General features: G+C 33.4%; 21 protein-coding genes. 6 read left to right on the top strand and 15 right to left on the bottom strand.

What is annotated here, in order from left to right:
• Positions 1-150: 150 nt before the first annotated feature.
• The 7 genes from MUA37_RS03290 to MUA37_RS03260 form a co-directional block, all read right to left on the bottom strand.
• A complete protein-coding gene (locus MUA37_RS03290) occupies positions 151-774 on the bottom strand; it encodes an ATP-binding cassette domain-containing protein (RefSeq protein WP_142019464.1) in 624 nt (207 codons plus the stop codon).
• A complete protein-coding gene (modB, locus tag MUA37_RS03285) occupies positions 774-1445 on the bottom strand; it encodes a molybdate ABC transporter permease subunit (RefSeq protein WP_142019463.1) in 672 nt (223 codons plus the stop codon). Before modB ends, MUA37_RS03290 begins: the two co-directional genes overlap by 1 nt.
• 18 nt (positions 1446-1463) lie before the next feature.
• Positions 1464-2237: a molybdate ABC transporter substrate-binding protein gene (gene modA / locus MUA37_RS03280; RefSeq protein WP_037558450.1), complete on the bottom strand. Its 774-nt coding sequence runs from the start codon at positions 2235-2237 to the stop codon at positions 1464-1466.
• A gap of 140 nt (positions 2238-2377) precedes the next feature.
• Positions 2378-3868, bottom strand: coding sequence for a UDP-glucose--hexose-1-phosphate uridylyltransferase (gene galT, locus MUA37_RS03275; RefSeq protein ID WP_232198585.1), 1491 nt, complete (start codon positions 3866-3868; stop codon positions 2378-2380).
• Position 3869: 1 nt separating this feature from the next.
• Entirely contained in the window at positions 3870-4868 is a 999-nt protein-coding gene (galE, locus tag MUA37_RS03270) for a UDP-glucose 4-epimerase GalE (protein WP_002509305.1), read from the bottom strand.
• A gap of 26 nt (positions 4869-4894) precedes the next feature.
• Positions 4895-6067: a galactokinase gene (locus tag MUA37_RS03265; protein ID WP_107376994.1), complete on the bottom strand. Its 1173-nt coding sequence runs from the start codon at positions 6065-6067 to the stop codon at positions 4895-4897.
• 85 nt (positions 6068-6152) lie between these two features.
• On the bottom strand, positions 6153-7154 hold the full coding sequence (locus MUA37_RS03260; protein WP_142019461.1) for a LacI family DNA-binding transcriptional regulator: 1002 nt from the start codon (positions 7152-7154) through the stop codon (positions 6153-6155).
• Between the two features lie 152 nt (positions 7155-7306).
• Between MUA37_RS03260 and fdhD the strand changes: the two genes are divergently transcribed.
• Positions 7307-8107, top strand: coding sequence for a formate dehydrogenase accessory sulfurtransferase FdhD (gene fdhD / locus MUA37_RS03255; protein WP_142019460.1), 801 nt, complete (start codon positions 7307-7309; stop codon positions 8105-8107).
• A gap of 34 nt (positions 8108-8141) precedes the next feature.
• Here fdhD and MUA37_RS03250 read toward each other — a convergent pair whose 3' ends face one another.
• The 4 genes from MUA37_RS03250 to MUA37_RS03235 all read right to left on the bottom strand — a co-directional run bounded on the left by MUA37_RS03250 (position 8142) and on the right by MUA37_RS03235 (position 12034).
• Positions 8142-8879, bottom strand: a complete 738-nt coding sequence (locus MUA37_RS03250) for a GNAT family N-acetyltransferase (RefSeq protein ID WP_262624832.1) — start codon at positions 8877-8879, stop codon at positions 8142-8144.
• Positions 8880-8919: 40 nt separating this feature from the next.
• On the bottom strand, positions 8920-9471 hold the full coding sequence (locus tag MUA37_RS03245) for a biotin transporter BioY (protein WP_002509310.1): 552 nt from the start codon (positions 9469-9471) through the stop codon (positions 8920-8922).
• A gap of 293 nt (positions 9472-9764) precedes the next feature.
• Positions 9765-10676, bottom strand: a complete 912-nt coding sequence (locus MUA37_RS03240) for an ABC transporter substrate-binding protein (RefSeq protein WP_021458957.1) — start codon at positions 10674-10676, stop codon at positions 9765-9767.
• A gap of 209 nt (positions 10677-10885) precedes the next feature.
• The gene (locus tag MUA37_RS03235; protein WP_142019459.1) at positions 10886-12034 is read right to left on the bottom strand and encodes an acyl-CoA dehydrogenase family protein; all 1149 of its coding nucleotides are present in this window, start codon (positions 12032-12034) and stop codon (positions 10886-10888) included.
• A 147-nt stretch (positions 12035-12181) separates the two neighbouring features.
• Between MUA37_RS03235 and MUA37_RS03230 the strand changes: the two genes are divergently transcribed.
• From MUA37_RS03230 to MUA37_RS03215, 4 genes are read left to right on the top strand one after another with little or no spacing between them, the layout of a single operon-like run.
• Complete coding sequence (locus MUA37_RS03230) at positions 12182-12931, top strand: amino acid ABC transporter ATP-binding protein (protein WP_142019458.1); 750 nt, start codon at positions 12182-12184, stop codon at positions 12929-12931.
• On the top strand, positions 12928-13770 hold the full coding sequence (locus tag MUA37_RS03225) for an amino acid ABC transporter substrate-binding protein (protein ID WP_262624831.1): 843 nt from the start codon (positions 12928-12930) through the stop codon (positions 13768-13770). The genes MUA37_RS03230 and MUA37_RS03225 overlap by 4 nt, the downstream gene beginning before the upstream one ends.
• Positions 13770-14453: an amino acid ABC transporter permease gene (locus MUA37_RS03220; protein WP_103388514.1), complete on the top strand. Its 684-nt coding sequence runs from the start codon at positions 13770-13772 to the stop codon at positions 14451-14453. The genes MUA37_RS03225 and MUA37_RS03220 overlap by 1 nt, the downstream gene beginning before the upstream one ends.
• 11 nt (positions 14454-14464) lie before the next feature.
• Positions 14465-15166 carry an amino acid ABC transporter permease gene (locus MUA37_RS03215; RefSeq protein WP_002509315.1) on the top strand — a complete coding sequence of 234 codons (702 nt, stop codon included), beginning with the start codon at positions 14465-14467 and terminating at the stop codon, positions 15164-15166.
• A gap of 53 nt (positions 15167-15219) precedes the next feature.
• Here the strand turns inward: MUA37_RS03215 and MUA37_RS03210 are convergent, their stop codons facing one another.
• From MUA37_RS03210 to MUA37_RS03195, 4 genes are all read right to left on the bottom strand, one after another.
• Entirely contained in the window at positions 15220-16299 is a 1080-nt protein-coding gene (locus tag MUA37_RS03210) for a PTS sugar transporter subunit IIC (protein WP_002509316.1), read from the bottom strand.
• Positions 16300-16504: 205 nt separating this feature from the next.
• On the bottom strand, positions 16505-16855 hold the full coding sequence (locus MUA37_RS03205) for a transcriptional regulator, SarA/Rot family (RefSeq protein ID WP_002509317.1): 351 nt from the start codon (positions 16853-16855) through the stop codon (positions 16505-16507).
• Between the two features lie 198 nt (positions 16856-17053).
• Positions 17054-17413: a DoxX family protein gene (locus tag MUA37_RS03200; protein WP_002509318.1), complete on the bottom strand. Its 360-nt coding sequence runs from the start codon at positions 17411-17413 to the stop codon at positions 17054-17056.
• 13 nt (positions 17414-17426) lie between these two features.
• Positions 17427-18479 carry an LLM class flavin-dependent oxidoreductase gene (locus MUA37_RS03195; protein ID WP_021458954.1) on the bottom strand — a complete coding sequence of 351 codons (1053 nt, stop codon included), beginning with the start codon at positions 18477-18479 and terminating at the stop codon, positions 17427-17429.
• A gap of 497 nt (positions 18480-18976) precedes the next feature.
• Here MUA37_RS03195 and MUA37_RS03190 point away from each other — a divergent pair, with 497 nt between their 5' ends.
• Positions 18977-19720 (top strand): CHAP domain-containing protein, encoded by a 744-nt coding sequence (locus MUA37_RS03190; protein ID WP_002509320.1) that lies wholly within the window; start codon positions 18977-18979, stop codon positions 19718-19720.
• The last annotated feature ends 195 nt before the right edge of the window (positions 19721-19915 follow it).

Raw genomic sequence — 19915 nt, 5'->3', positions numbered from 1 at the left:
CACATAATAATGGCATTGCTTTGACCTGATTCCTGTGGAAATAGCACGCGTCGAAGATTACAAGCTGAGACAGTGTCCACGGAAAGCGTGCAAAAAAACTGCCGACAAAGTCAATACTTGTCGACAGTCTAAGAGTAACACCCTTATATGCTACTCTTTTTCCCCTTCTATTGTTATAATCTCATCTGCTAATTGTTGTGCTTCAAAATTTGAATGGGTAACAAAAATCATAGGTATTTGCCATAATTCAAATATTGTTCTTACCATAGACATACTATTTTTTTTAGTTAAGTCATCAAGGCTAGAAAACGGCTCATCCAATAAAATCAAGTCAGGTTTAGTGCTCAGGGCTCTAGCTAATGCCACCCTTTGCGCCTCACCACCAGATAAAGTTGCGGGGTATTGTTTTACTAAATCAGAAATATTTAACTTCTGCATTAACTGCGTAATATGTTGTGACATTGGAGTCATAAAAGTGAGATTTTGCAATACCGTCATATGTGGAAATAATTGATAATCTTGAAACAAATAGCCAATATTACGTTTTTGAATTTTCACTTGCTGTTCAACTTTAGTATCCGTCAAAGTTTTATTGCCGATTTTAATAAATGCTGAATCTGGTTGAGTTAGTCCTGCTATAATGTTAAGAATAGTAGTTTTACCAATACCTGATGGCCCTTGTATAGCATAAATTTTAGGTTCGTCATCATTAATTTGAATTTGAATTTGAATTTTGTTTAGTTGTAACTGATGTGATAAAGCAATATGTAACATTAATCCCCCTCCAAATAACGTGACCTATTCATTAAATTCAATGCTCCAATAACTGAGACTGCAAATGCAATAAGCACAAGTACCCATAACCACGCTTGATTTTCTTTGCCTTGTTCTACTAAAAAGTAGATTTCTAAAGGTAACGTATTGGTTTTATTCGGTATATAACCGGCAACCATTAACGTCGCTCCAAATTCACCAATTGCACGAGCAAAGCTCATCATAATACCGGAAATTATAGGTCTTTTCGCTAACGGTAAAATGAGGCGAAAGAAAATTCTCCCTTCGCTAGCACCCATAGTTCTAGCGGTATTCAACATTTTTTTATCTATGCTACGAAACCCTTGTACTGTATGTTGATACATTAATGGAAAACTGACAATAACAGATGCAATAACTGCGCCTGTCAGCGTAAAAATAACAGGTATATGTAATACATTAGTTATAAAACCACCGATATAATTGTTTGGTGAAAAAATAATTAATAAAATAAATCCCAACACAGTAGGAGGTAAAACGATTGGTAAAATAATCAAACTTTCCATTATTCTAGAAAACCAACCTTTATGCTGATATAACCATTTTGCGATGATAATACCAAGTATAGTAACAATTATAGTACTAGTGATAGCAACCTTTAGCGAAATCCAAAATGGTGTAATATCTGGCACTTCAATTACCTCCTATAGTTAAACTTTAAAGTCATACTTTTCTAAAATCTCTTTCGCTTCTTTGGTTTTTAAAAATTTCATCCATGCTTTTGCTTCTTTTTTATTAGACACTGTCGCAGCTTGATACGTAATTGGTGTTTTTAAAGTTGCTTTTCCAAGTTCTTTAACATCAGTTTGGCCATTCTTTTTATGCTGTGCTAAATCGGTTTGATAAACATAACCAAATTGTGCGTTACCTTTAGTTACATAATTAAGAACTTGACGTACATCTTTAGCATAAACTAGATGCGGTTTCACATTGTCATATAAGTTTTGGTCTTTTAAAAATTGCTGTGCATATTTTCCAGCTGGCACAGAATTAGGCTCACCAATAGCTACCTTCTCATCGTTTTGAAGTTGTGATAAATCTTGTTTATCCGTTTTACTATTACCAATTAAAACCAGTTCGTTTTGAGCGTAATTATATGTATTATGCGCTTTGTCTTTATCCGCTAATATTTTAACATCTTTGATGTTAGCTGACATAAAAACATCGCTAGGTGCTCCCTTTTCAATTTGTTGTCTTAAGGACCCAGAACCACCGTAATTAAAATTGATAGCTACCTTGTCATGTTGTTTGTTAAAGGCTTGTTCTAATTCTTTTGTAACATCAGTTAAACTAGCTGCTGCTGAAATATTTAGCGTGTCTTTTTGTGTTGAACTTTTGTTCGACTTTTTCTCTGTTGATTGGCCACAACCTGCTAAAATAATTATGGCAATTAGTAAAAATGTAATTAGTCTTTTCATGTATATTACCCCTTCCACAAATTAATTATAACCGTATTAATATTCAAATTAAAGAGAGTGGTGTAGGATTCAAATTTTTAATTTGATTCCTACACCACTCTTTCGTTGAAGTTAATAGTCGTTGAACATAAATCTCTAGTTGTTTATTATAGTTTTGATGTAAATCTATGAAAGGCTTGTTTTCCTTCATCAGTTTGTTTAAATACACCTGCATCTTCTAATACACGTGTAAATTTTTTACCAACTTCTTGTTCAACAATGCTATCCACGTTAGAGTTTGTGAAATTATATTGCTTAAGCATTTGGTCTGCCCATGTTTTGTGCGATCCTATATCTATAGCATAATCACCTAGCAAATAACGCTTTACATCTTGTAGTTCTTTTTTTAGACGTCCAGGTAAAATAGCAGTACCCATAACTTCAATTAAACCTATATTCTCTTGTTTAATATGTTGTACATCTCGGTGTGGGTGATAAATACCTTCAGGATATTGCTCAGAGGTCTGGTTATCTCGCAACACGATGTCCACTTCATATTGCTGTGCACGATAACGTGCGATTGGTGTAACTGTGTGATGACGTTGGCCATCTTCACTTACTGCTTTAATATCCGCTTGAATGTCTGAATAGCTATTCCATTGTTCCATCACATATGTAGCCGCTTCAATTAATTCAGCTTTATCCTTTGATTTTAACCTAATAACACTCATTGGCCATTGCAATGTATAACTTGTAACAGCTGGGTAAGGTGTTAACTGAAAAGCTTCTTGTTGTGCAGCTAAATCCATCGGAAAAGTGTAACGACCTGCTTGATAATGATTATGCGATAAAATAGATCCTCCAACGATAGGAATATCCGCATTAGAACCTATAAAATAATGTGGAAATTGATCAATAAAATCTAATAAATTAACAAAAGTTTCTCTATTGATATTCATTGGTTCATGACGTTCTGACAAGACTATACTATGCTCTTTAAAGTATGCGTACGGTGAATATTGAAATCCCCAGCGATGTTGACCAAGTTGCAATCTAATTATTCGATGATTGCGACGTGCTGCTTGAGTCACACTACCTTCAAAACCTTCATTTTCCATACATAACGCACATTTTGGATAGTTAGTAGTTTTTTGAGCTTTCTCGCGTGCGATTTGTTTTGCATCTTTTTCTGGCTTTGATAAATTGATTGTTATTTCTAGTTCGCCATATTCAGTTGGCACCGTATAATTAATATTTTTCGCAATTGCATCTTCTTTAACATAATGGTTACGTTTCGATATGTCATAAAAATAATCCGTCGCTGCACTGTGGTCATTTTGATATTTTTCCCAAAAAATTTTATTTATTTGTGAAGGTTTCGGAGTGATTAAATCTAAAATATTAGCTTCAGTTATTTCTTTACGATATAAACTATCTTCTAGCAATTCATTGTCGATGGCTTGTGTTATCCATAGTTGTATAATTTCATTAGCATCGAGCTGTCCATAATTACTTTCTTCTTCAGTCGTTGTAACACCTTCTGCATTTAAATAAGTCAATAATTGATTTTGAATGTAGTAAGCATCTTCATATTCATAATCTCCATGTTGTACCGCTTCATCAATGAATCGTTTAACTAAATGTTGGCTTAATAACATGTTAAACCTCCTCTTTATCATAGCCATGAGGATGATGTTGATGCCATTCCCATGCATGACGAATGATTTCATTAATATCATCAAAGCGCGGTTGCCATCCTAGTTGATTCTTTGCTTTGTCACTTGCAGCAATTAATACACTAGGATCCCCAGCACGTCTCTTGCCTACACTCGCATTTATGGAGTGGCCTGTTACTGCTCTAGCCGCTTCTAAGATTTCAAATACTGAATAACCATTGCTACTACCTAAATTAAATGCACCAGAGGCGCCTCCATTTTTTAAATAATCAAAAGCTAAAATATGTGCATCAATTAAATCGACTACGTGCAGGTAATCTCTAATGCATGAACCATCAGCTGTATTATAATCATCACCAAAGACTGTTAATTGCTCTCGTTGTCCTAATGCCACTTCCAACACAATTGGAATTAAATGTGTTTCAGGTCTATGATCTTCACCAATGACTCCATCCGGATGTGCACCCGCTACATTGAAATAACGTAAGGCTGCAAAATTAACGCCATATGCTTCATGACACCAACGCATCATTTTCTCCATCACTAATTTACTTTCACCATAAGGACTCGTTGGATTAGTAGTATCTGTTTCATTAATTGGAATAGTGTCAGGTTCACCGTAGACTGCAGCAGTCGAAGAAAACACAATATGTTTAACATTAAATGTATACATTACTTCTAATACACTTTGTAATCCTTGTACATTATTATTGAAATACGCCAAAGGTTTCTCTACCGATTCCCCTACTAACGAGTATGCACAGAAATGAAAGACTCCCTCTACATCTTCATGTGTAAAAACTTCAGTGAGAAATTCTTTGTCTCGTACATCTCCTTCATAAAAACGCGCCGCCGTATGTACGGCTTGACGATGTCCTGTTTGTAAATTATCTACAACAGCTACATCATATCCTTGTTCAATTAATTGATAGACTGCATGGCTTCCAATATAACCTGCGCCACCTAATACTAATACAGACATATAAACATCCTTTCTCCTAATTCGTCTTATGAGTTATGTGTAATTAATTTCATACCATCGCTAATTCGAACATGATAAAAAGCTGGCGCATAGCCAATTTTTTCTTGATATATGGTAGATACTTCTTGCTCTAATTGCTTAATGCTATCTTTATGCACTAAAGCAATTGCACACCCTGCAAAACCAGCCCCTGTCATTCGTGCTCCAAGTACACCATCTACTTGCTGTGCAGTTTCGGCTAAAGTATCTAATTCTATACCAGTAACTTCATAATCACTTTTCAATGATTGATGTGATGCGTTTAACAATTGTCCAAAACGATGTAAGTCATTCTCTGTTAAAGCTGCATGTGCTAATTTCGTTCGCTCATTTTCAGCTATAGCATGGCGTGCCCTCTTAATATTAATATCATCCTTAATTAAATGACTATATTGATCAAAGGTCTTCAAATCAATATCACATAGTTGGGTAATATTTAATTGTTGCTGCAAATCAGACAGTGCTTCCTCACATTGCGCCCGACGTTCGTTATATTTAGATTCCGTTAAAGAACGACGTTTATTCGTATTCATAATGGAAATTACATAATTCCCAAACCTTGCCGGTACGTATGTATAGTCTAAAGTTGGCGTATCTAACAAAATAGCATGCTCTTCTTTACCTAAACCAATAATAAATTGATCCATGATACCGGAATTTACACCCATGTAGTTATTTTCAACTTGTTGGCCTATCTTAATAAGTGCCAATTTATCTAGTTCGAGTTCAAATAATGCATTAATCATCCAACCTGTCACTAATTCGATTGATGCAGATGATGATAAGCTCGCACCATTAGGAATAGTGCCTTCAAAAATCAAATTAAATCCACGATTAATCTCTGGATATTGTTCTTTTAAATATTTAATAACTCCTTTGGGATAATTCGCCCAATCATGTGATGCATCAAAATCTAACTGATTCAAATTAACTTTAACAATACCTTGTTCTGGAAAATTCTTTGAATATAATTGTATAGTTTGATCTGTGCGTAACGACGCCATCCCATATGTTCCTAATTCAATAGCAGCTGGAAAAACATAACCACCATTATAATCAGTATGTTCGCCAATTAAATTAATTCGCCCTGGCGCAAATGCATTAACTGTTGGCTGCGTTTGGAATTGTGTCTCAAAATCAGAGTTTAATTGTTGTAACATCTTTCACACCCCTTTATATATAGCTACTTAGTAAACATAAATAAAGTTTACTTGTTTACTCTACACTTTGTCAATTAAATGACTTTTAAGCATGAAACGTTTCCCGCTCAATTAATTGCGCTTCTACTACAATATGATGCGCTACACTACGTATATTATGAATACGTTCTTCAGCCATCTTCACTGCACTTCTACCGAATTCATCAATAGCAATATGTACACTACTAACACTAGGACTAACATATTGCAAAATATCTAAATCGTTGAAACTAATAAGTTGAACTTGCTCAGGTACCGAAATTTTTTCAGCAGATAATTGTTGCATCATACCTATTGCTAACATATCATTACCCGCAATTAATACTTCTGGTAAGTTGGATTGTTTTACTAAGTCTTTTATTACTTGTTGACCATGTTCTTTATCCCAACCAACTATATACGCATCTTCAGTTATATCATGGTGCCTACACCACTGTTGATAACTCATATATCTTGGATCATTATTACAAAATGTAGGTGTCCCAGTTAAATCACGGGTTGTTTTAACACCACCTACATAAGTTACTTGCGTCACATTTTGTGCTTTGACTTTTTCTAATAATTGATACATTGCATCCCCTAAATCACTATAAACGGCATCTATATTTTTAGGGGTTTCTGGATTATTAATAACTACCATATTATTGTTATAACCATGCAAGGTCTGTAATGTATCACTCGAAAACTTGCCGATAACAATGATTGCTCCAGCTTTCTCAATTTGTGAAATGTTCTCTAATTTATTCGTCCCATCAATTCGTAATGTTCGTTTCAATGAAAGATTCAATCGTTTTATTTCTTTTTCAATAGCCAAACGGATTTCACGATAGTATGGGTCTGTCATTTCTCGTTCCTTTGAAGCGTATGTAATTATTTGTATCCGTTTATTTTTTCTTTCTACTTTATGATATTTTAATTGCTCAGTAATCGTTAAAATTCTATTACGTGTCTTCGGTGACACTGATAAAGTTTTATCATCATTTAAAACACGTGATACTGTACCTGGACTTACACCAGCTTCACGTGCAATATCTCTTATACTTGCCAATTTAAACACCTCGCTTTGTTTACTGTAAGTTTACCTATTTACTCGATGTCTTGCAATAATAGTTCATTACTATTTTTTCTAAGGTTATTGTTTTGATAGTAGACTTTAGATACGCTAAACTAGAAATAATTGGTGGATAAGGAGTGAAAGCTATGTCGAAAGATGTGTTAAACAATCAACCTATAGTGCGCTATGAAAATGGTGAGTTAGTAGAATCACATGATCATTATGTTACTGAATTTCCGCTGACAATTATGGTTAATGGTCAAGAGTTTGCAACTGTTATTTGCAGTCCTAACAATTTAACAGAGCTCGTGGTAGGATTTCTCGCATCTGAAGGTGTTATTCTAAAAAGAGATGAATTAAAATCAATACAAATGGACGATAGTAAGGGGTTTGCACACGTTGAACTTACCAAAGACTTAGGTGAGCGCGTCGAGTATTCTACTAAACGAATGATTGCTTCATGTTGTGGTAAAAGTAGAGAATTTTATTTCAAGAATGATGCAGCCATCGCCAAAACTTCCATGTCCAATATTACAATCTCTCCACACCAAGTATTAGAAATGATGAAAGGTTTACAAAATGCCAGCACTGTATTTAAACAAACAGGCGGCTTGCATAATGCTGCTATGAGCGATGGCGACAACTTCTTTGAACATAGACAAGATATCGGGCGTCATAATGCACTTGATAAACTTTATGGCTACTGTATTTATAACCATATATCTATTCGAGATAAAGTACTTATTTTTAGTGGCCGTATTTCATCAGAAATATTAATTAAAGCAGCTAAAATAGGTGTAGGGGTAATATTATCAAAATCTGCTCCAACTACATTAGCTGTACAACTTGCGAAAGATTTAAATATTACAGCTGTTGGGTTTATAAGAGATGGTAATTTTAATATTTATAGTCATCCAGAACGTATAAAAGCTATTGAATCTAATTAAGTAATCACATTAGATTCAATAGCTTTTATATTTATTATACATCTTCTTTTAACACTTGCTGGCAAAAGCCAATGTAGCTGTAGCCCTGCTTAACATACATATCTTTGGCTGTATCTTCACCGTCAGCAACTAAGATTATTATTTTATTTTGAGCAACATCTGCGACAAAACTTTGCATTATTGTGCCAATGCCGCGTCGTTGAAATTCAGGGATGACGCCAAAACCGTCAATTTCCACACATTTTGAAGTGATAATCAAATCTAAAATACCTACTGGTTTGTTATTGTAATAAGCAATAACACGATCTACATGGTCCAAATCATGATTGTTACGAATCATTTGGCTACTATGTTGTACGTATGTATCGCCAAAAGGTTCTGCAAAAACTTGATACACTTTCAGATAGTCTTCCACTTCTGAATGAGGTACAAATTTCACGGTAATATCAGGGTGTTCAGCATATTGAACTTGGTTGGAATCAATCGCATACATTTCTAAACAACCTAATTCAAAACCTCTGTTGTTTATTTCAGCTTTAAACTGTTCATTTAAATCTATATTTTCCGGAAAGGTAAACGACAAATGATGCGAACCTTGAACATGATGCATTTGTAATTGCGTATCAATATCAGATAGCCATTGTTGTAATGAAGGCATGCGATGATACATCCATTTATTTTCATCGAAAATGATACTATCTTCCGGTGTTAAATAAATTGTTTTCATCATATCTGTACTATAAACTAGTCCACCTTGATAAATATCCTTCATTGAAATATGCTCCATCTATGTTCTCTCCCTGCCAAATATACTATTGTTTCAATAATTGTTTAAATCTACTATGATTTAATAAAATATTACCTAATAGACTAGCTAAAATAGCTTTAATAATATCTCCTGGCATAAACACTAATGCTAAAGTTAATGATTTCGTTACCGGAATATTAGTAATAAGACCCATAATCATAGTTCCCACAATATCTAATAGTAAAACACCTACTACTAAAGTAATTATTAACAGTACGACAAAATTTATTTTGTCAAAATACAAATCACGCAGTAATCCTATTAAAAAAGTGACGACAGGATACATAAATAAAAAACCTGCAGATGGTCCGACAAATACGCCTATACCACCTCTACCGCCTGATAATAACGGCAACCCTGTAGCAACTAATAATAATAAAATCAATACACTAATCGTACCGTATTTACGCCCTAATATAATACCAGCTAAAAAGATTCCAATATTTTGTAAAACAATTGGAACAGGCATAAATGGTAAAGGAATTGATGGGATCGCCCCCATTACTGCAATTATAGCAGTCATGAGTGCAGTATAAACAAGATATTTCGTTGACATACTCATTCCTCCTTATATGAGCAAAATTATACCATAAATGTTAACTACAAAAAACAAAAAGTTTACAAATGTTTTTTACTTCTATAAAAATGAAAATACGAGTCCGGAAAATAAAAATCTTTAACTAATAATAAATGTCAAATTTAAAGAGGACCAATCCATATTAAGGATTGGTCCTCTTATTTTGAGCATGGGGCTTTATGTCCCACGCTCGTTCTACTTTAATAGGTGAACCGTTGAGCAGTATGTTTTTAAGTTATTAAACATCGTGTTCACTATTATTAGAACTACAATTATTGATTTAACAGTTTTTCTTTTAAATCTTTACGCATAAATTCTAACGTATATGGATCATTATACCAATATGACGTAGCATTAATTTTTATGACTTGATCATTTTTAACTGCTGGAATGTTTTTCCATAAGTCAGTCGATTGATAACTTGGCTCTGCTTTTCCTTGACTCGTTGAAACTATATAATCACCAGCGTAATCAGCCATTTTTTCTTGCTTAATTTCCGCCCAACCTTCTTTTTCAGTTAACGATTTTACTTTGTCTGGCATTTTCAAGCCGAACGCTTGATAAAGGACTTCGCCACCACGTCCCCAGTTTTCACCGTAAGTATATAGTTTTTTATCAAACTCATCGAAAATAGTTACAGTTGCGTCTTTTCCAATTTTATTTTGGATTTGCTCACCATCTTTTTTCGTTTTAGCTTTCCATTCTTTTTCCCATTTTTGTTGTTCTTTTTCTTTACCGACAATTTTAGCAAGTTCTTGTTGTTGATCTAAATAATCGTGTTTGCCATAATCAAAAACTACTGTTGGAGCTATTTTTTTATATTTTTTGATATTTTTATCTGTAGAATAAGCAATGATGAGATCTGGTTTTGTTTTAGCAACTTTTTCTACATCATTTTCTCCGACTTTTTCTACTCCTTTAAATTTATCTTTAATAACATCACTTTGCTCTACTTGATCACTAACAGCCACTAAATTAGCACCTAAATATTTCAAACCTGGTGCATAAGTTGGTGCCACAGATGCAATACGCTCAGGATTTTTAGGAATTTCCACCTTTTTACCACTATCTAATGTATATGACTTCGTTTCTTTTTTATTTTTATCTGAATTACTGTCGGAGCCATTCCCACATGCTGCTAATACAAGTACGAATGCTATTAATACTAACCATAATTTCTTCATAATTTACCCTCCATTGAAAATGATTATCACTTCCAATATATTATAAAATTTTACGCTTTTAATTACAATACCTAAATAGAGGCAACAGAAAAATTATTTTCACAGTAACTTGACCGAAGCTATTATACTTATACTAGCGCACGCAAAATTATAAAACTTATTCTGCCTGCCCGTGTGGAACAATCATAACTAAATACGCTTAAAAGCTATTAAATTTTCCCTAAAACTGATTTAGCTATATTAGTATATGCCATATCTTCCATTGGAGGATTGTGCAAACCAGCACGCATATCTCTATAATAACGCTGTAATGGGCGCTCCATTTCTAAACTTTTAGCCCCAACAATACGCATTGCTAAATCTATAACTTCTAACCCTTGATTCATAACCAATACTTTACTTGCAGAGGTTTCGTTCCACATATTGTTATTTTCTGGATTATTGTACAAACTTGCCGTACTCCATAAAAAGTGTCGTGCAGATAATAATAATGATTCCATTTTGCCGATATTTTGTTGTACGGTAGCAATATCACCAATTGTACCATCGACACTATTTGGACTATATGTTGCGGAAAAATCAACTGCATAATCTCTTGCAGCTTGTGCTATACCTAAGTATGTACTTGGAATGTGTAAAATCCAACCATTAGGAGAACTTGGTTTACCAACGCGTGTTTCTACAAAATTTTCTGTTGGAATTTGTACATCAGTTAGTACTAAATCATGGCTTTCAGTGGCACGCATACCTACCATATTCCAATTATTAGCTATTTCTACACCTGGCATAGTTTTATCAACCAAATAAAAGCCTACTTGCTGTGATTCCGAATCAAATGCACCCACAATAAAATGGGATAAACGTTTACTCATCGATGTGAATGTTTTTACACCATTAATGAGATAACCATGTTCATTTTTAGTTACATACGTGCTAGGTCTACCACCTCTTGTTGGACTTCCTGTTTCCGCTTCACTAACTGCTCTATTAACTAATGCACCATTTTTAATTTCCTGTGCAAATTGATCCAACATAGCTGGCGCCCATAGTTGTTGTTCATAAATTTGACCTACAACACTTATATGCCAACCTATGGATAATGCAGTAGCACCATCTAATGATCCTAAGTAACTTTGTAAAATCACCATATCTTCAATTGTGGCACCTTCACCACCATATGCTTTAGGTAAAGATAGTAGCGTATATCCTTCATCTACTAGCCATTGTATATTTTTATATGGAAAGTCTGAGTTCTTATCATTGTATTCGGCATTTTCTCTAAATTGCCCTTTAACTTGCTCAAATTTTGCAATCCATTTCCGTTGAATATCCGTATGTATTAATGCGGAACGATTCAATATAATCACCTCATATTTACTTATCTTTCATTCTTTCCTAGTTTAACACTCGATTTACTCAATTGAAACCTTTCACAGCCCAAAATCTTACTTTACCGATAAGAATTAATATGATAATTTTAAATCAAGCAATTAAGGAGGATAACCATGATTACAGTAAATAATTTAAAATTAAAATATAATTCAAATTCTGTATTAAACGATGTCAGTTTCAGTCAGCGTAAAGGAGAAGTTACAGCGATAATCGGACCGAGTGGTTCAGGCAAAACGACTTTACTACGTTCACTTAATTTATTAGCCACTCCATGGAGTGGCACTATTACTATAGACGACTTCCAATTTAATACCCAACAACATTCCAAAAAGGACATTAAACAATTACGCAATAAATCGGCAATGGTATTTCAAAACTATAATTTATTTAAAAACAAAACAATTTTAGAAAATATCACTGAAGGTTTAATTTATGGTCAAAACTATGATAAGGCTAAGGCTGAAGAAATTGCACTCTCATATTTAAAGAAAGTGAATATGTTAGAGCATCAACATAAATATCCTATCCAACTTTCAGGTGGCCAAAGCCAACGCGTTGGCATTGTACGTGCATTAGCGCTAAATCCAGATGTATTATTACTTGATGAACCAACTTCAGCACTAGACCCTGAATCAATTCAAAGTGTGTTATCACTTATTAAATCTATCGCTGAAGAAGGCATGACGATGGTTTTAGTCACTCATGAAATCAACTTCGCTAAAGCAATAGCAGATCAAATTTTATTTATAGATAATGGAGAAATTTTACATAGAGGTAGTCCAGAAGAAGTATTAGAACACACTCATTCTGAGCGACTGAATCGCTTTTTAAACAGAGTAGAAGTTGAAGGTGTATATAAATGACGTTAAAACACATTGTTTTCTTCATTACCATTGCATGTAGTTGCTTGCTATTGGCTTCTTGTAATAACGACACCGACAATAATAACAAAAAAGAAATAAAAGTCGCACTCTCAGCAGAAGTGAACCCACCTTATTTATATACGAATAAACATAATGAATTTGTTGGTTTAGATATGGATTATCTCAAATTATTAGAAAAAAAATTACCTCAATATAAATTCACTTACGAAGTTGGAGAAGAAGAGTCTAACCTTGTTGGTATTGGAGCAGGTAAATTTGATATGGGGATTAATTGGTTTTTCAAAACTCCTGAACGCGAAAAACAATTTCTATATCAAGATGTTCCATATAGTTATGCGTTACCGATGTTAGCAGTACATAAAGATACGAATGATATTCAAAAATTAAGTGATTTACCCGGCAAAACATTAACACCTATGGCGCCAAGTGGAGGACTATATTCAATACTAAGCCAATATAATAAACAACATAGTCAGAAGATTGATATTAACACCATTCAAGAACCTTCAAATGGTGATAGTTTAAAATCTGTAAGTAACCAACGTCGTGACGTTATGTTTTTAGATTGGAACACATACCACGCCATACAAAGTGAAATAAATGCAGATGTCAAAATAGGTGGCATTGTTAAAAAGGAACCTTTACATATCGTTTATAACAAAAAACAACAACGTTTGCATGATGATATCGATAAAGCAACTATTGAACTTAAAAAAGAAGGTAAATTACAACAATTATCTCGAAAATATTTTGATATTAATGTTTTCGACAATTTAACAGATATTAACGAACAAAAAAATAACTTGGAGGTGCAATAATGTCTCTAGAACAATGGCTAAATCTCTTTAATCAAGTATTACAAAAATTGCCCCTCACATTATTGATGATTGTGTTAGCTTTGATTTTTGCCGTTATATTAGGTCTCATATTATGTACTATACGTCTTAAGCACATAAAATTTTTATCTTCGCTCGTGCGTGTATATATTTCTTTTATTCGTAGCACACCGTTAATATTACAATTATTTCTAGTGTATTTTGCCTTACCGCAAGTACTTATGATTATTAATATTGATATAAATCATTTTAGTAGATTGTTTTTTGTAATTCTAGCGTTTTCAATGCACACTGGCGCATACTTAGCTGAAATTTTTAGAGCAGGTTATTTATCTGTAGACTATGACCAAATTGAAGCAGGCTTAACAGTAGGTTTATCTCCTGTAAGAATTTTCTTGTCAGTTATAGTACCTCAGGCCCTACGTAATGCCATTCCAAATTTAACTACTCAAATCATTGAACTCGTTAAAGATACTTCATTGGCTTTTACAATCGGTATTATCGATATGATGGGACAAGTTAAATTAATTATTGGTAACAATTATGGTTTGGGCATGCTAGAAGTCTATATAGTTATTTCAATTATTTATTGGATCATCTCGCTTATCATTCAAGGCAGCTTAGCTTGGCTGAATAAATCTACTCAAAAACCTTATCAAGTATAGGAGGTAAAACTTTGTCCTTTATCTTTCAAACAATTTGGGAAATATTCAAAAGTCTTCCAAATACAATTATTATATCTTTAGTAGCAATGACTGTAGGGCTCTGTGTAGGGACGTTATTTGCCATCATTCAGATTAGAAAAACACCCATTTTTTCACAGTTTATTATTGTCTATAATTCATTTATTAGAAGTACGCCCCTCATAATACAGTTATTTATTTTATATTATGGCATACCTAATTTGATATTATACTTAAATGCTACACTCGGCTTGAAAATCAATCCCGATATGTTTTCACCGATGTTGATTGCTTTAATTGCATTTTCTCTACACGCAATTGCTTACCTTAGTGAAACGATGAAAAGTGGTTTGCTATCAGTTGACTACTCACAAATTGAAGCAGCAAAAACAGTAGGTTTGTCTAATCGTCATATTTATACGCGCATCGTTTTACCTCAAGCTTTTAATTATGCTTTACCTAATATCGAAAACCAATTTATTATGCTTATCAAAGGAACTTCTTTAGCGTTCGCAGTTCAAGTAACTGAAATTATGGCAGTAAGCCGGATTATCGCAAATGAAGGATATCAATTTATTACAGTCTATTCCATTGCAGCCGCATTTTATTGGATATTAGCTATTATTTTAGAAAAGGTATTTCATAAAATTGAAAGTAATTCTACAAACCACTTAAGCACTCAAAGCTCTATTTAACATACACAATAAAACACGCTTATTTCATTTTTAATTGAAATAAGCGTGTTATTTTATGCTAAACTTTCTGCAAAATATTTTTTTCGAGCATAATATTGTTTTACTTTTTTAGGAATGTTGCCTGACTGCAATTCATCTTTAGTTACTATAGGGTAGTTTTTAAACACCATAGAACCTAACCATCCACACGTAGCACTGCTAATAGCACATAATGATGCAGTAATGATAACAGTTACCGGATTATTAAAGCCAAACATTACCATTAATCCCGCAATAGGTGTAGCCGTTCCTGTTGCATCATTGACTAAACCAAATAATGCGATGATAATGCCAGAAATAGCGCCACCAACAAAATTAGTTGCATAAACTGGTAATGGATTGGCAGTAACAATATCAGCTTGTGATAATGGTTCTATAGCTACTGACATCGTAGTTTTACGATCACCAAACTTCATGCGTTTAAATAACACAAAATTCATAAATGATGATCCAAAGACAGCTAAAGCACCGATTGCCATTGGTGTGCCAGTTAATCCTAATAATGCAGTTAATGCCATAGAGCTTAGTGGTGCAGTAGCTACTACTGTAATGATACCTCCAAGAACAATACCCATGAGAATAGGACTCGATGTAGTAGATTCTTTAATAATATTACCGATTTGCATTAAACTTGCATCTACTAATGGCGATACACCCATTGCAATAATACGTGTTAACGGCGCAATGACGATTATTGCTAAAATTAAATCTACACCTGCTGGCGCTTTGCCTTCAATCCATTTCATAGCAAAGCTTATAAGATAACCTGCGATAAACCCAGGTAATAAATCTAAATTTCCACATGCTAAAGCTATCACAAAGGCATAAACAGGACTTACACCCATTGCTAATGCTACTAAGCCTGCTGCAGCAAGTCCACCTAATCCGCCTGCCGTTTCACCAAGTGTACCTAAAAAATCTACACCCAATAAATCTCCACCTACATATTTTTGAAATGCTTCGACTAAAAACGAAGCTATTGCTGCATTTGCTAACGCACCCATAGCTTTTCCACCTTGTGGAGCCTTACTCGTAAATAAAGTAAATAAACATAATACTAATGCTAAAAAAATGACACCTAAAATCAAATTCATGATATAACTCCTTTTGTGTATACGCTTTCATTAACGAACTCATTATATCATTTTTACCTTGTATATCAACTATTATTAGAACAATTTTTTATTAAATAGAATAAAATAGTGTTATCTGAATTTTGCGAATAATCACAAAAAAGAATACCTACTACGGTCGTTTCATCGAATGAAACCAATGATAGTAAGTATTCTCAATATATAGCTATATAAAATATTTTTTAACTTCTTCAATAGTATGCCTTATCTTTGCTTTCTCTTGATCATTTACAAATACAATAACTGTGCGTTCATCGAAGTCACTTCTTTTTTTATTTAAGTACCCTAAATCTTTTAATTTTTGTAATGCTTTAGTTAAATAATAAGGTTTTAAATGTGTTTGTTGTGCTATTTCTTTTGCAGTAACTTCATGGCCTTGACAGTTGTTAAGAATATTTAAAATATATATTTCTTCAAAATTTAGTTTAAAATGTGCTTTTACAACTTTGAAAAATCCTTTTAGTTGTTGGTTTATCAAAAATAATTCATCAAGTGATTTAAATACTTTTTCCTCCATAGTAATCACTCCTTTGTTGTTAATTCTAGGTTTCATAATTCACAATATAATAATTTCAACAATCATTAATATATTTATTTTATACTACTATGTTATCAAAATTCAACAGTTAAATTGCTAAAACAAGATCTAACACCAAAATAAACTTAAATAAAAAAACGATATTCCAAAATTTTTGGAATATCGTTCAACACAAAATTATTTTTGTTTACCATTAAATGTATCTAAAAAGCTTAATGCTGCTAAACCTGTTAAGTCTAATGCATGTTTAGCACCTTGCTTACCATGACCAGCTTCAAAGTGTTTTACAATTGCAACACCTAATACTGCAAAAGTAAATAATGAACCTAAACGAGATAATTTTTTACTTGCAAAGCTTAATACAAAAAATAATGCACTTAATGCTTCAATAGCACCAGCTAAAGGTACTGAATTTGCCGGTAGACCAAATACATTTTCAAATGTATCTTTCATTGTTTGGTCACCTTTTAATTTAGGTTTTGCTGAATCAAATAATTCTTTCGCTAATTTCAAATTTGTTAAATAACGTAAAATCATGTACTTTCTCTCCTTATTTATCTTCAAAATATTTATCTACAATAGGTTTCACTTGTGTTGCTAATAACCTAATTGTTTTAAGTGTATCTTCATGAGGTATTGAACCTACCGGCGTATGCAACATAAAGCGATTAAGACCTAGAGTTTCTACCGTGTTAATAATCTTTTGTGCTACTGTTTCTGGACTACCAACATATAATGCACCATGCTGGCTTATTTCTCTTTCAAAAGTATACTCATTATATGGTGGCCATCCACGCTCACGACCTAACATATCATGATTTGCTTTTAACGAAGGGAAAAAGGCACGCATTGCTGCTTCATCAGTATCCGCTATAAAGCCCCACGAATGAGTAGCAACAGATAGTTGATTAGCATCGTGTCCATAAGATAAGGCACTTGATTTGTACATCTCAACATTGCGCTTAAATCTTTTTGGATCTCCACCAATTATAGCATAAGTTATTGGTAAACCTAATGCCCCTGCTCTTAATGATGATTCTGGTGTACCTCCTGTTGCAATCCCAATTTTTAACTTACCATGCTCAGGACGTGGATACACACCTAAATTATCTATATTAGGACGAAAATTACCGTCCCAGTTAACAATTGTCTGTGCATTTATCTTCATTAATAGGTCTAATTTTTCATTAAATAATTGTTCATAATCTTGTAAATTATGTCCAAATAATGGGAAGGATTCAATAAATGAACCTCTACCTACTAAAATTTCAGCTCTCCCGTTAGAAAGTGCATCAAGAGTTGAAAATCGTTGGAATACACGAACAGGATCATCTGAAGATAATACCGTCACTGCACTTGATAATTTTATATGGGTAGTGGAACGCGCTGCAGATGCTAATACTGATACTGGATCAGAAACCGCATAATCTGCTCGATGATGTTCTCCCAAACCATAAACATCTAAGCCTAGAGCATCTGCCGTTTCAATTTCTTCTATAATATTGCGTATTCTTTGTGCTGCAGATAGAGCAGGTTGTCTACCTTCTTCTGTAATGATGTCATTATTATCTGCAAATGATGTGATTCCCAATTCAACTTTCATAGCGCACTCCCTCTAAATAAGTATACTTTTTATACTTAGATATTAATTTATTATTTTATTGTTGTCAATATCATTGCTTCAAATCCCCGATTGTTTCTCGAAGCTCTTATATATTATTAATTAGTTATTTTTATTATTAATATGAAGATACATATGTTTTTAAATATTCATATTACTGAATTTATGTGTTTACAATTGATTTTAAATTTTCTGTTATTTTACAGCTTTGTAATATATTAGCGTGTAATTTTTCTCTACAAATTCCTTCAATGCCCGTCTATCAAGCCTTTTAGAAGAATTTCTTATATTTCGAATTGTTACATAAGACTCGATTTTATTAGAACTAAATTACAAATCAATAACATTGAGCACAAATGAATGATTTTCTGATATATTAATTCTTGTCGTAAAAACAACCAAGAAAATATAAACAATCGTCGATAGAGACATACAAATAAAACTTATTATTAAGAAAAAATTTAGGAGGATATTTTAAAATGAAAAAAATCGCTACAGCTACTATCGCTACAGCTGGAATCGCTACGTTTGCTTTTGCTCAAAACGAAGCTGATGCAGCAGAAAATAACCAAGGTGGATACAATCCAAATGATCCAACTTCATACAGCTACTCTTACACTATAGACCAACAAGGTAACTACAACTACACTTGGCAAGGTAATTGGAGCCCAAATCAACATAACACTTATAACTATAACTATAACTATAGCTCATATAGTAATGATAGTTATTCAAATAATAGTGGTTCATATAACAACTACTCTAACCAATCTTATACTTCAAATAACACAACTGGTGGAGGCGGAGCTGCTTCTAACTCTACTTCAGACCGTAACATTAAAGTAACTACTCAAAGTGCACCTTCAAGCTCTTCAGTTTCACTTTCAAGTGCTTCAGGTTCATCAAGTAACTTGTACACTGCTGGTCAATGTACATATTATGTTTATGACAAAGTAGGCGGAAAAATTGGTTCTACATGGGGTAACGCAAGTAACTGGGCAAGCGCTGCTGCTTCATCAGGTTACACAGTAAATAACACAGCTAAAGCTGGTTCAATTTTACAAAGTTCAACAGGTGCTATGGGACACGTTGCATATGTTGAAAATGTAAACAGTGACGGTTCAGTAGAAGTTTCAGAAATGAACTACGGCCAAGGTGCTGGTGTTGTTACTTCACGTACAATTTCAGCAAGCGAAGCTTCAAGCTACAACTACATTCACTAAGATTGATGTTTATTATTAAAGGCTGGACATAGTATGTTCTAGCCTTTTTTATTTACTCTTACTTAGCATAATTAATAGGCTATAATCAGTACAGCAACTATACTGGTCATAGCCTATTTTTATTATCTTATATTATAGTAGTTAAGTATCATAACGTTTACTATTAAAATTTACGCTTCATGAAAAACAGTTTTG

The organism is Staphylococcus arlettae, from assembly GCF_025560845.1.
GTDB lineage: Bacteria > Bacillota > Bacilli > Staphylococcales > Staphylococcaceae > Staphylococcus > Staphylococcus arlettae.
The sequence above is the reverse complement of the archived record's forward strand: the minus strand, read 5'-3'. Positions and strand labels throughout refer to the sequence as shown.